The following is a 13,741-nucleotide window of genomic DNA, read 5'->3' as shown; positions in this document are numbered from 1 at the left end:
GACTCGGTCCGAGTCAACGCAAACATTCTCGCCTACGCCTTACTCCATTAACACCTACCATATTTACACCCAATATAAGCTGACTACCTCATGCGCCGATTCTCCACATTTATCTTATCCCTGAGCTTAGCTTGTTCGCTCAGGGCGGAAATCTCACTGCCCGAAAATGCCGATCCAGCATCCTGGGCAGAGGTAGTCGCTCAACTTTCCGACCCTGAATTACGCCCACAGGTTGAAAAGGCCCTATCACAGCGAAAGCATTTCCCTCGCAAGGAGCTAGTCTCTCTCCTCAATCATCCTCAACTCGCAGTACGCATTGGCGCTATCGAACTGCTCGAGGACGCCTCTGGTGAAACCTATGATTTCTCTCCTTGGGCTGAACCAGATAAGTCCGAAGATAACAAAACCTCTATCGAACTCTGGCAACGCTGGGCGAAGCAAGACACAAAAATCAGCAAGAAGTCAGCCAAGCTCAGTGAGGAGCAAATCAACTCCTACATCCGTAACCTTCTCTCAGACGAACGCTCTCGCGTCTCACGAGCCATACGCATGCTGGAAGGTGACAACTACAACGCGGTCTCCGCAATCCAACAGTTCATCGTCGCTCATCCAGAGCTGCCAGCCTCTAAACTATCCCAACTTAAACAAGCCCAATACGAGCTTGTACTTATCAAGTCAGCCAAATCATCTGCCTCCACCATTGCCCGGGATCTCGTCATCGGTAATCGTGACCAACAGCTGGCTGCTCTTGGTCAACTCAAGAGCCTTGGCCTAGTCACCATTCCGATCATTCGTGACTTCATCAATTCGCCAGATGCCCTCGTACGTGAAACTAGCATAGACACGCTGATCTCAGTAGGCGGCAGACAGGTACTCCCCTTCATAGCCGAACAGCTGAAGAAAGAAAAAGACGTCAACGTCATCCACATTGCCATTCGCAGGGTCAAAGACATTCCTGAGAAAGAATCCATCGATATTGTTCAAGTATTCCTAGATCACAAAGATGAGGACATCGTGGTCTCAGCTATCAGCGCGATCACAAAGCTTAGTGCCGGTGAGGATTCTGATTTCAGCTTCAACTCCGGACCTAAAACCACCTCAACGATTCCTGAGGCTGTGCAAGAAAAAGTCCTCTCGCTGCTGGATGATCCCCGTTGGAGGGTCAGGGTTGCCGCGGTTGAATACGTTGACCGCTGTAAAGCGAGTGACGCCAAAGACAAGATTCTCCAGCTACTAAAGAACGGTAAAGACGAGTATGTACGCTCCAAGGCCATAGCCGCAGCTGTCAGCCTAAAAGCCAGAGAGGCTATTCCTATCTTTGAGGATCTCTACTTAAAACATGATGATCTCATTGGTTCTCTCACCCCGGCGTACATGAGCCTCGCTGGATCTTTTTCCGACAAACTACGTGCCCATCTACTATCTAGAGATCCTGACACCATCATCTCAGCGATTAAAGCTTTCAGTGGAGACAAGCAGGATAGGCTCAAGATACTCGCCGCACTTTGTACACACGAAAACCTCGACGTTGCCTGCGTAGCTCTGCGAACCATTGCCAATGACTCAGACAAGCTAGAATACGACTTCGTGGCCAATGTAATCACCGATGCGATCAACTCTGGATCTGATGAGAAAATTCAGGCAGTGCTGAGCACGCTTGAACTACCCAGAACCAATTTTGTAGACCCTAGACTGACACGACTCATCAACGACTCTGGTCTCAACAGTGAAAAAACTTCACTTGATCCACTTTACGACGCCTTCATCAGACCAAACGGCAAGCAGCTAGGCCCGCTCCTCACCGTAGAGACCAGTGCCCATGGTGGCGCTAACACTCTTAAAGAAACACTCGTCAAACTGGCTCAGAATACTGATAACCAAGAACGTACTTTCCAGATCTGCCTCGTACTCACGAAAGCTGGCGACAAGCGCGGTATAGACCTGCTCAATGGGGACGTGGCAAAAATGCCAGTCAGCAAGCGCGCATCACTCGCAGAATCGCTCTACAAAGCCAATAGTGGCAATGTAATCTCCATCTTCAAAGCTCTCCTTCAAGATGAATCCAGTGAAATCCGGGCTGAAGCAGCTGACAACGCCCTCTCTAATGAGAACAATGCAGTTCTCATCCAGATGGTTTTGGAAAATCTCGTTCAAGAAGACACCAAGCTGAAGCCCAGCGAAGCCTACAAATACAGGCTCAGTAATATCGCTCGTAATAGCAGGAACCGTCGCCTGTTAAATTCTTGGTGCAAGACTCAGCTAGAGTCCGACAAATCATCGGATGAAGTTAAAATTCTAGCCTGTATTCTCATGAGTTCAGGCTTGAGGTTATCTGATGAACAAGCGATCGCCGCCCACACGACTTCCGAAAACCAATGGGTACGCCGAGCTGCCTGGCATTGCCTGGGAAATAGCAACTCTAACTGGTTCAAGGAAAACATCAGGAAACTCTCCGCAGACAAAAGCGCCAATGTCCGTTCTGTCATACCAGAGATATTCTCCAAAGGAGGATCTGCATGGATGCACTATTTCAATGACTTGGAATCCCGCAGTGACAGCTCCTACTCTTCGACCAGAAGTAGAAGGCGCCTCTCAACTGATGCAGAGCAACTCCTCTACGACATGGCAAAAGCTGACCCATCGGAGCAGATCCGTTTCGAGGCCTATTTTGCTCTCCTCACCCACTCACGCAGTATCGACCTACCAGCCTTCATCGCGCTGATTAACAAACAGCCCAAAGAAACTCGTGCTGTCTATCGATTGTCTGATCATGTTGAAGACAATTACCGCTTCATGGGCAAAGGCATGCGCCCACTACTCGCCTACATCGACTTCAAGCGAATCTCCAGAAGCAAACACAAGCCGATCCTCAATCACTTCAAAAGTGACGATGACTCCGACTCATCCGGCTTCACCACATTCACCGAGCTTGCTGCCAGTATCGATAGCAGCACAGCACCGCAGCACCTCTCCACCCCAGAGGATAGAGTCAAAGAAATGGCTAAGCGCGCTTCACTCATTCTCGTGTTCTTTGAAAAAGAGGGTTGCAGCCAGTGTGCTAAAGCTATCGAAGTAGCTAAAGATCTCAAACGGGACTTCCCTCTTCTTGAAATCAAACGTTTCTCGATTTCCTCTGAAGACGGCATCCTACTCAATGCCCATCTCTCCAGAGTACTCGATCTTCCGGCCACTGCTGATGGCAAGGTGCCAGCCTTCTTCACTTCCACCGGCTACATTGTCCCTCCTATTACCGCTCAAAAACTTGGCGGACTCTTGGAGAACACCATGAACTCCCCAGAGCAAAAGGACTGGTACATCCTGAAAGCTCCGGAGCAAATCGCCATGGCCAAACAGCATGTTGAGACAAAGTATGATGCCCTCACCCTCCCCATCGTCATCGCGGGAGGTTTGTTAGACGGCATCAACCCTTGCGCCTTTGCCACTATCATCTTTTTCCTTTCCTACCTCACGGTTGCCAAACGCTCCCCGAAAGAGATCTTCATGGTAGGCACAGCATTCATTCTCGCCGTCTTTCTTGCCTACCTTTCGGTCGGCCTACTCTTCAGTAGCTTTGTTAAAAATCTCACTGAAAACACCAGCTATCTCTGGCTCAGAAATGCTCTTAATTACGTCTTTGCAGGCTTCGCTCTCTTAGTAGCAGTCCTTTCATTCAGAGATTACCTGAGAGCTCGCAAAGGCAAGCTGGATGAAATGACTCTCCAGCTACCATCCTTCCTGAAAAACCGGATCCGCGGTGTCATCCGAAAAGGGGCAAAGTCCAGCCGCTTCGTCATCGCCGCCTTCTTCTCCGGCATCGCCATCTCATTCCTAGAACTTGCCTGTACCGGTCAGGTCTATGCACCCATCATCTACAAGATCAACCAGGGCAGCGCAGACGCAGTCTCCATGCTTGTTATCTACAACCTCGCATTCGTACTGCCGCTCATCGTCATCTTTGCACTGGCCATGGGCGGAATGAAGTCCAATGCCCTCATTCAATTCCAGCAGAAACACACTGCCATGATCAAATTACTCACAGCAGGCCTCTTCCTGCTTTTATTTGTAGTATTGATCTTCTCAGATTACATCAGCGGACTGATCAAAAATCTACAACCCTCTATATCCTCCATGATGTAACCGAACTCGTCCCTATATAAACCAGGCCCATCAAGAGAGCTGTGAAGTTCAGGGAGCCGAAGATTTCAGTACAATTCAGGGTGGGCCTAGTAGCACTTATTTAGAGAGTCACATCATCAAGGGTTCCTACCAGGAATCGCCTTCCTTGCGCATTTTTTCGAGCACTTCGCTCATGTCGTCCAGCTGGTCCCAGACTTCTTTCAGGACATACATCGGCGCTTTGGAACGTACTGCGAGAGCAATGCAGTCACTGGGGCGAGCATCGAGCTCGACGATCTTGCGCTCCATGATTTCATTCTGAGCTTCCAGAAAGAGTCTTGCATAAAAGACATCTCCTTCAACCTGGACGATGAGCATCCGTTTCACCTCTGCACCAAAGGCCTCCAAGGTCTGGCAGAACAAATCGTGTGTCAGCGGCCGGGGCGGCACTGCGCCAGAGAGCACCGCATTGATAGAGGCACCAATTCCCGGCTCGATGTAGAAGACGATCGACTTCTTCCCATCGCCTAGAAAGACCGCGCATCCTGCCTGGGTCGGCAACAAGGCGACTGGCTCTACTTTGACCAAGGATTCACTCATGGGTAGATACTAACAAAGTTTGTGTGGTTCAGCGAGAAAGATACTTCTTGGAATTTTTGACATACTTTTCAGCCCAATGCTTGATGCCCTGCTGATCTTTGATGTCCAAGGTTTTGACCACTTTGGCAGGACTACCCAAGACCAATGAACCTGGAGGAACAACCATACCACCAGTCACCAGCGCTCCCGCTCCGATAATGCTTCTCTCCCCGATCACAGCCCCATCCATGATGCAGGACGCCATGCCGACGAGCACTTCGTCCTTCACCGTAGCCGCATGGACAATCGCACTGTGACCGACGGTCACATATTCGCCGATATAGCTACCGTAGTCGTCTGACAAATGAATCACGGCATTGTCCTGCACATTGGACCGAGGCCCGATCACGATTTCATTAATATCGCCGCGCAAGGTTGCATTGTACCAAACACTGGACTCCTCCTCCAGGCGTACACGCCCAATAATATCTGCACTGTCAGCCACATAAACACTCTGGTGAATTTGTGGTAGATGCCCGTCAAAAGACTCAATTGCCATGCCCTTAGTCTAACGCAGCCCATGGCTCGCTCAACGAGAAAGTCCACCTTTGACGTAAACATGTACAATCCTTCCCTTGCACTTAGCCAGATTCGTGCCAAAGCTAAGTGTAACCTCTCCCCCGCACCCACCAGACCTACGATTGATCTATTATGCGAGAAACCCTCACTGTGATTGGCATTTTCCTCATCGGCCTAGCGCTGAGATCATGCAGGAAGCCATTATTCAGAAAATTGGGAGCCCTAGTTTACCTCTTCACTTCAGGGGTCGCATTTTACTTTATCTCAGACAGCTACTGGATTGCGGCATTAGGCATCCTAGTCTGGTTCCTACTTCCCTGGCTTGAGCTTCTCACTCGCGTACGCAAGCTCAGACTCCCATTGAATAACCGCCTCTCTCACCGCCATCCGCCCAGCTGCCAGCATTTCCCGGAAGCTGAAGAGACTCTTCACACGCTGGAGCATGCTGGCTTCGACCACACCACAGACGCTGGCTGGGACTGGGGAAGTTCTACACAGTTCTACCGCTTCTTCTGGCACCCGGAAGAGCGCACCGTGGCCGCTCTCTGCCTCTGCAAGCAATCGAACATCTCTTTCTCCTTCCTGACCCTGACTTCCAGAGACAAGGACGGGAACATCTACCGCACCTCAAACTACCCCTTTTCCCAGACCTTAAAATCCAGCCCTGAGGTCATCTGGAACAATGTCGGCTGCAAGATCTGCTCCTTTGAGCAGCTTCTTACTTCACATCACGATTTTATCATCGCGACAGGTTTGGCGATCTCTGACCTGATGATGCCAGACCCGGATCACACCGAGCAGGAGGTCGAGGATGACATGCGCAAGCAGATCGACCACAACCTCCAGAAAGGAATCATTAGCCTCACTGGCGACGGCCACTTCCGCTATTCCATGCGGGGTCTATTCTACCTCTGGAAGCAATACGTGCGTGATATGATACGCCTCTGCTGACATCTCATGACTCTGGAGGCTGGTCATCTCCGCATCACCAGCTACACTGCTGCCATGCAATCAGAATCAAGCGAATCCGTACCTGCCAGGAATATTGTCCTGATAGGCTTCATGGGTTCGGGAAAATCAACCGTTGGCCGCGAGCTTGGCAAACTGCTCGGCTACCCCATCGTGGATACCGACCACAAGATCGAGGAACAGGAAGGGCTCACCATCCCGGAGATCTTCTCCACCAAGGGTGAGGATTACTTCCGCACAACCGAGACTAAACTCATCCAGTCACTGTGCGAAGAAGGAATCTCCCATCATATTATCGCTACAGGCGGCGGACTGCCCATGCGTGAAGAAAACCGCCCTCTGATCAGGCAGCTCGGCTACGTCGTCTGGCTGCAGGCGGATGTCGACACCATCCTCAACCGTACCTCGCGCAATTCCAACCGCCCCCTTCTCCAGACGGACAACCCTAGAAAAACCATCGAAGAACTCCTGGAAAAACGCAATCCAGTCTACGAAGAGGTCTGCCACCTGCGCATCCGGACCTCCAACCTGGATATCGAAGAAACCGCCCACGGAATCCTCGAGAGCGCAAGATACTTTTTCGCACAGTCTTGACATCATCTGTTTACGGTTGCATCTGAACCGTTACAGGCTCACATTAGAGCAGCTACTGGCATTACACATTACCCAGCATCTATATTCATGGCACTACTGAAACCATTTTCCGATTCTCAGGGGCGTATTCCATTCGAACTCGTCCGCAAGGAAATCAATAAGGTTGAAGCACAAATCCGCGATCAGGTTCGTGCATTCGACCCTAATGTAGAGCCGTATATCGACTACATCTGTAATACCAGCGGCAAGCGTATCCGCCCGGCTTTGGCAATTCTTGCAGGTGGAGCCGTAGGCGAGATTTCAGACGACAACCTCAAGATCGGCGTCATTCTGGAACTCATCCACATGGCTACCTTGGTGCACGATGACATCATCGACGGCGCCACGACACGCCGCAAGGTGCCAACCGCCAACGCCAAATGGGGCAATGGAATGGCCGTCTTGCTTGGAGACGCCCTCTTCTCCCACTCCCTCCTGCTCGCCACAGAGTTTGGCTCTATTGATATCTGCCGCAAGGTGGGCAAGGCCTCCCGCGAAGTCTGTGAAGGAGAAGTCATGCAGACCCAGCGCCGCTTCGACCTCACGCTGACCAAGGAAGACTACTTCCATATCATCGCCATGAAGACTGGCGCCCTCTTTGCCGCTGCCGCTGGCATTTCTGCCTCAATTTCCGGAGCAGATGAAGAGGTAGAACAGAAACTTTACGACTACGGGCTCAAGCTCGGCACCGCTTACCAGATCTATGACGACTGTCTCGATCTCGTTGGCGCGGAAGATAACGTCGGCAAGACGCTCCGTACCGACCTGGAAAAAGGTAAACTCACCCTCCCAATGCTCAACCTGCTGGAGTCAGCCTCTGAAGAGAAGCGCTCCAAGCTCAACAAGCGCATTATCGAGCAACAACCGCTCGATCTTGAAGTCTTGGTCGGCATAGCTGACTACGAGGGAGCGATCGAACAGGCTCTCGATACAGCCTCTACAATGCTTGTAGACGCCCGCACCAATCTCGATTGCCTTGAAGATAGCAAATACCGTAAAGGGCTCATTGAAATCACTCACTATCTGGACGGCCTTCTTAATAAGTGCCGCAAGTAAGCCCTATTCACCATGTATCGCCTGATCGGCCTGATCTTACTCGCGCTGGGATTTGCCTCGTCCTATTTCGGGCTACCCGGACTACTGATTGCCGTTCTCTTCTGGGTACTGGGAACCTTCTTTTTCGCCAGATCCTTTCTCAAGAAATGAAAAAAGCCGCTGGGATTCCCCAGCGGCTTTCTTCATTAAACCAATCACTCTGATTAGACCGTCGCCACGACTGAGTCGCAGCGCTCACAGAGACCACTGCTGAGGAGCGGCTCATAACGGCGGCAACGTGGACACATGCAGTGCTCAGTAGCAGAGGCTTCAGCCTTCAGTTCAGCTCCCTGCTCCACCTTGAGATCAGCCAAGATGAAGAACTCAGTGGCAAACTCCCGATTGTTGAGCTCATCCAGACAAGTGACCTTGTCGGTCACGGTGAGAACCACGGAAGCCTCGTTGTTCTTATTGAAGGCCTTGGACTGCACCTTCTCTTCGATGGCAGTCTGGATCACGCCACGGATCTCAAGCAATTCCTTCACCTTCTCGCTGGCTACGCCAGGAGCGGTTTCTGGAGTCGCCTCAGGGAAATCCTGTTCGTGCACGGAACCTTCAAATCCTGCGTGCTCCCAAGCTTCGTCAGCTGTGAAGGCAAGAATCGGGGCAAGAAGCTTGGCAAGAGCCGTAAAGACATCATGCATGACCGTCTGAGTTGAACGGCGGCGCAGGCTATCCTGACCATCACAATACATTCTATCCTTGGTCACATCCACGTAGACTGCGGAAAGGTCACTTGCACAGAACTGGTTTATCACGGTGAAGACCTTGCGGAATTCGAATGCTTCATAAGCAGCACGGCAGTCCTTGATGACCGTGTGTAGCTTTTCAATGACCCATTGATCGAGCAGAGGCATGTCAGCCTTGGCCACACGGTCAGTCTCAGCATTGAAACCATCCAGGTTACCCAAGAGGATTCGCAGTGTATTACGCAGACGGCGATATGGCTCAGCGATATCCTTGAATAGGTCCTCACCGAACGGCACTTCAGTCTGCCAGTCCACGGAGGATACCCAGAGACGCACGATATCAGCCCCATACTTGTTATAGTAGTGGGCAGCATCGATCGGCTTACCGCTCTTCTCAGCCTCGGACTTTGAGAGCTTACCCTTCTTGTCCTTGTCCACTACGAAACCGTGAGTGAGGACAGACTTGTAGGGAGCTGCATCACGAACGCCCACGGAAAGCATGAGGGATGACTGGAACCAACCGCGGTGCTGGTCAGTAGCCTCAAGGTAAAGGTCCGCTGGGACACTCAACTCTGGGCGACGCTCCATGACAGCCACATGGCTGGAACCGGAATCAATCCAGACGTCGAGAGTGTCACGGCACTTCTTATAGCCCGCTGGAAGGCCAAGACGCTCGCAAAGCTGCTCATCATTCAGCTCGAACCAGATATTGGAACCTTCCGCTTCAATGAGGTCAGCAATCTTGCGCGCCAACTCAGAGTCGATCACAGCTTCACCCTTATCATCGAAGAACACTGGAACGGGAACCCCCCAAGTACGCTGGCGAGATACACACCAGTCTGGGCGGGCTTCTACGGTACCATAGATACGGTTACGACCCCACTTTGGCAGCCAGTTGACCTTGTCGATTTCTTCAAGAGCCTTTTCACGAAGACCATCCAGGGAAATGAAGAACTGTTCGACTGCACGGAAAATGATCGGAGTCTTGGATCTCCAGCAGTGTGGATAGCTGTGCTTGTAAGTCTCCTTGCCTAGCAAAAAGCCTTTACCGGCGAGAATCTTGATGATCGGGACATTGCAGTCAAAAACATGCTGGCCGACGAATTCAGACATTCCCACTTCTTCAGTGTATTTGCCCTCGTCATCCACTGGAGAAAGAACGCCGAGTCCATTCTGCTGACCAGCCACGTAGTCATCAGCACCATGGCCTGGAGCGATGTGTACCGCACCAGAACCCGTATCGGTGGTCACAAAGTTTGCCAAGATCAGCTTGGACGTGCGATCCAGGAATGGATGCTGAGCCTCAAGCCCTTCAAATTCCTCACCCTTTACTTCCTTGAGAGTCTCTTTGAGTTCGAAACCGGTCTTCTCCTTGATGGTCTCAATAAGCTCTTTGACCACGACGAGATTCTTGGTGATCACACCATCATCCGTCGCTTTCTCGAAGCGCCCAACGATGTAAGTGAAGAGCGGGTGCACGGCGATACCGAGGTTCGCGGGAAGCGTCCATGGGGTGGTCGTCCAGATCACCATGGACACATTCTCACCGAACTTGTCACTGACCAGAGGGAACTCTACATAGAGAGACGGAGACTTCTTCTCCATGTACTCCACTTCGGCTTCAGCTAGGGCTGTCTGCGCCCCGTAGGACCATTGCACCGGCTTCTTGCTCTGATATACTGCCTTCTTGTCGATCAGGGCTGCAAAGGTTCGAACGATGTCTGCCTCATAGGCAGGGTCGAGGGTGAGATACGGATTATCCCAATCCCCAAACACCCCGAGACGACGGAAAGAAGCCTTCTGGGTATCAATCCACTTGCTGGCGAAATCCACACAACGGCGGCGGATCTCAGCTGGCTCTAGATCGCGGGCAGCCTGAACCACCTTGAACTCAATTGGAAGACCGTGGCAGTCCCAACCAGGAATGTAGGGCGTCTCGAAACCCGCCATCGTCTTGGATTTCAGCACGAGATCCTTCAGCAACTTATTGAGTGCTGTGCCCATGTGTACATCGCCGTTGGCAAATGGAGGGCCGTCATGAAGGATGTAGCGCGGAGCGTTTTGCTCCTTACGGCGCTGCTGAATTCGCTGGTACAGGCCTTGAGATTCCCACTGCTGCAGCCTTTTCGGCTCGCGCTTGACCAAGTCTCCACGCATCGGGAAATCCGTCTGCGGCAGGCTCAGTGTGTCTTTATAATTCTCGGCGTCCATGCTCATGAAATTAAAACTGAAGTGGGCGGACGCTAGACACTGATTGCCAAGGGGTCAATCGCTCTTTGCCTTAAAGAGTGACAAGAAAAACGCCTCACTCCGGCGCAAGTAACTCGGAGAGAGACGAAAATGAATTTAAAAGTAATGACAGCCAGCTGAGATTACTCAGATTTCTCAGGCTCATCCTCCTGAGGAGCTGGCCCTAGATCAATAATCGGCTTCGGCTCCGTTGATCCTTTTTTACCAGGAGAAGAGATTTGCATCTGCCCCTTCATATCCTTGGGAATTTTGGCTCTTTCAACACCAGGAGGGAGATAACCCTTTTCGCGCTGCACGGTGATCGGCCCGGAAGGCTCTGTCTCGACCTCTCGCTCTAGGATAGGAAGATCATCATCGATCTCCTTGGTGTGCTTGGCAAAGATTTTGTCGAGTTGATCATCAGGCTTCGTACCTACAAATTTATCAACCTCTTCACCGTTCAAATAGCACCGTACATCTGGAGTGCCACTCACCCCGTACTCATCCGCCAAGGCACTGTTACGGTCTATATTCACTTTGAGAATAACCGATTTATCCCCATACTTGGAGGCCATCTCTTTCAAACTTGCCTCAAGGACCCTGCATGGCTCACAAGTGTCACTGTAGAAATCTACGACTACGAAAACATTGGGCTCTGCTTTCCACTTATCCAAAGTCTCTCTACCAGATGAAACAATGTGGCTACGCCCGACTACTCGCTCCTTAGGCTTATCATTGCCAGTCACCTCGTCCACTATGGTCTTCACCTTATCGCATGACGTCATCAAGGCAGACAACGAGAATGCCAGTATCAGGTTTTTCGCTAAATGCATAATTCTATTTATCTTTGTACCGCCTCTAGCCTCAAGGCCAATGCTGGATTAAAAAAACGAAATCTGTGATCTACATTTTATACACCAATAAGCTACACTTGCTTAAAAAGTTAAGCCTCAGTTGGCATCAGAAGACCTATTCAGCACCTTGTTGGGCAGGCGATCACTCAAATCGGGCGCATTCGATGGAATTTTCACTCTCTCAACACCTGGTGGCAACTCGCCTTTCTGCTTAGCAACCACAATCGGTTTTTTGAAATCATCCCGGACAACAATGCTTTCCGGTATCTTTTCCACATAGCCCGAGACAATGTTCTCCAAGGCATCATAATTGAGACTACCAAGAACCTTGTCCATCTTTCTCCCATTCAAGTGCATCTCCATCGAAGGGAATCGGTTGATCCCCCGGGAACGTGCATACTTCTTGAGTGCCGGAGAATCAGATACATTAATTCTAAGGATGGCTACCTTGTCTCCATACTTAGTAGCCAGTGAATCCAAGTACTTGGCGCTTTCCACGCACTCCTTGGAACCTTCGTCAAAATAATCAGTGAGAACCAAAACGTTCGGCTCTTGCTTCCAGCGGTCTACCTCATCAGGAGTACTCAGCTTAACGTAATTTAAGCCTTTCCTCCTCTCTTCCGTTAGAACCTTCTCACTACTATCACCCATGCCTATCAGTCTCTTAACTGATTTGCACGACACCAATCCGCACGCGAACATCGCGCTCAGAGGTATCAATAGGAATGGGGAATTCATCGGACGGTTGTTTACCAAAAGACAACCGACTAGGCAAATAAAATTATCACTTTTATGAATAAAACTTCATTTTAGTGATCTTTATAATTCACAGATCCTTAGCTAAATGAAGGTTTGAATTTACCAAGCTTTCTGGAGACCTGTCTAATTTCTGACTGGATTTTAACCATAGCGGCCTTGGAGAGAGTCACTTTATTAGCAACAGCCTCTTCAAGCTGACTACAGCAATTTGTCAGAGTAGCCGAGAAACCTTCAAGAGCTTCTTCTGCGCGCTGACGAAGAGGACAAGACTCTTCACGCTTGATGACACCCATTCTCTGCTGCTCAAGAAGTCTCTGAGCTTCACGCATTTCAGCGAGAAGAATCTTCTCCTGAGGCACGCGGCGAAGGTTGGATGCGAGACCAAGCTTAGAGAGGAACCAGATCATCCACTTGGTAGGATCAAACTGCCAAGGCTTCACACCGTTACGGTAGTCATGCTGGAATGCATGGTGATAGTTGTGATAACCCTCACCACAGGTGAAGAAGGCCATGATCGCGGAGTCACGAGCGGAGTTTCCGGAGTTGTATGGGCGGCTACCAATGGTGTGGCAAAGGGAATTGATGAAGAAGGTGCAGTGCTGAACTACGACGATACGCAGGATACCAGCCAAAAGAAACGCGCCAAGTGCACCTTCAGCACCTTTGTACCAGTAACCAAGGAGTGTTGGAACCACGAGACCTACAACAGCGCCGATGAGGTGTACCCACTTGTGCTGCCACATGACCATTTTGTCCTTACGAAGGTCACCCACGTTATTCATCAGAGGCATTGGATCCAGCTTGAAGAGCAACCAGCCAATGTGGGCGTAGAAGAAGCCACGGGAAATATCATAAGGGTCACCTTCGTGATCAGTGTGCTTGTGGTGATGACGGTGATCTGATGCCCAGCTGAGGCAGGAATTCTCAAATGCTGCGGCACCAAAGAGCAAGGTAGCCAGACGCACAGGCCACTTAGCCTTAAAAGCAAGGTGAGAGAACAATCTGTGATAGCCGAGCGTAATACTCATGATGGTGGCCACAGTGTAGAAGAAGAACATACCTACTTGGAACCAATCCAGTCCATAATGATAGATGTAGATTGGTGTCGCTACGACAGCGACAATGAAGGTGAGGATCAGGAAAATACTGGTCTTCCAGTTAACTCGGTGAAATGGGAAATTGTTGAACATCTTATTAGTTCGTTAAAAATCATGATACAGGAATGTTTATTCCTGAAAT

Annotated in this window: 11 protein-coding genes; 5 read left to right on the top strand and 6 right to left on the bottom strand. The window is 50.5% G+C overall.

The annotated features are described in order from the left end of the window. Positions 1–90 precede the first annotated feature (90 nt). Positions 91–4,137 (top strand): HEAT repeat domain-containing protein, encoded by a 4,047-nt coding sequence (locus tag BUB27_RS05010; RefSeq protein ID WP_143158436.1) that lies wholly within the window; start codon positions 91–93, stop codon positions 4,135–4,137. 126 nt (positions 4,138–4,263) lie between these two features. Here the strand turns inward: BUB27_RS05010 and BUB27_RS05005 are convergent, their stop codons facing one another. Continuing rightward, positions 4,264–4,716, bottom strand: a complete 453-nt coding sequence (locus BUB27_RS05005) for a bifunctional nuclease family protein (RefSeq protein WP_143158435.1) — start codon at positions 4,714–4,716, stop codon at positions 4,264–4,266. A 28-nt stretch (positions 4,717–4,744) separates the two neighbouring features. Next, complete coding sequence (locus BUB27_RS05000; protein WP_143158434.1) at positions 4,745–5,254, bottom strand: gamma carbonic anhydrase family protein; 510 nt, start codon at positions 5,252–5,254, stop codon at positions 4,745–4,747. 152 nt (positions 5,255–5,406) lie between these two features. Here BUB27_RS05000 and BUB27_RS04995 point away from each other — a divergent pair, with 152 nt between their 5' ends. The 4 genes from BUB27_RS04995 to BUB27_RS18860 all read left to right on the top strand — a co-directional run bounded on the left by BUB27_RS04995 (position 5,407) and on the right by BUB27_RS18860 (position 8,082). Continuing rightward, positions 5,407–6,225, top strand: a complete 819-nt coding sequence (locus BUB27_RS04995; RefSeq protein WP_143158433.1) for a hypothetical protein — start codon at positions 5,407–5,409, stop codon at positions 6,223–6,225. A 6-nt stretch (positions 6,226–6,231) separates the two neighbouring features. Next, a complete protein-coding gene (locus tag BUB27_RS04990) occupies positions 6,232–6,837 on the top strand; it encodes a shikimate kinase (RefSeq protein WP_234991664.1) in 606 nt (201 codons plus the stop codon). An 87-nt stretch (positions 6,838–6,924) separates the two neighbouring features. Next, positions 6,925–7,932, top strand: a complete 1,008-nt coding sequence (locus BUB27_RS04985) for a polyprenyl synthetase family protein (RefSeq protein ID WP_143158432.1) — start codon at positions 6,925–6,927, stop codon at positions 7,930–7,932. A 12-nt stretch (positions 7,933–7,944) separates the two neighbouring features. Next, entirely contained in the window at positions 7,945–8,082 is a 138-nt protein-coding gene (locus BUB27_RS18860) for a hypothetical protein (RefSeq protein WP_159434813.1), read from the top strand. 53 nt (positions 8,083–8,135) lie between these two features. Here BUB27_RS18860 and ileS read toward each other — a convergent pair whose 3' ends face one another. The 4 genes from ileS to BUB27_RS04965 all read right to left on the bottom strand — a co-directional run bounded on the left by ileS (position 8,136) and on the right by BUB27_RS04965 (position 13,692). Then, positions 8,136–10,871: an isoleucine--tRNA ligase gene (gene ileS, locus BUB27_RS04980; RefSeq protein ID WP_234991663.1), complete on the bottom strand. Its 2,736-nt coding sequence runs from the start codon at positions 10,869–10,871 to the stop codon at positions 8,136–8,138. Positions 10,872–11,032: 161 nt separating this feature from the next. Next, complete coding sequence (locus BUB27_RS04975; RefSeq protein ID WP_143158430.1) at positions 11,033–11,722, bottom strand: thioredoxin family protein; 690 nt, start codon at positions 11,720–11,722, stop codon at positions 11,033–11,035. Positions 11,723–11,839: 117 nt separating this feature from the next. After that, positions 11,840–12,394 (bottom strand): thioredoxin domain-containing protein, encoded by a 555-nt coding sequence (locus BUB27_RS04970; RefSeq protein WP_159434812.1) that lies wholly within the window; start codon positions 12,392–12,394, stop codon positions 11,840–11,842. 185 nt (positions 12,395–12,579) lie between these two features. Continuing rightward, entirely contained in the window at positions 12,580–13,692 is a 1,113-nt protein-coding gene (locus BUB27_RS04965) for an acyl-CoA desaturase (protein ID WP_143158428.1), read from the bottom strand. Between the last annotated feature and the right edge of the window lie 49 nt (positions 13,693–13,741).

Origin of the sequence: Rubritalea squalenifaciens DSM 18772, assembly GCF_900141815.1 — a bacterium.
Taxonomy (GTDB): domain Bacteria; phylum Verrucomicrobiota; class Verrucomicrobiia; order Verrucomicrobiales; family Akkermansiaceae; genus Rubritalea; species Rubritalea squalenifaciens.
The sequence above is the reverse complement of the archived record's forward strand: the minus strand, read 5'-3'. Positions and strand labels throughout refer to the sequence as shown.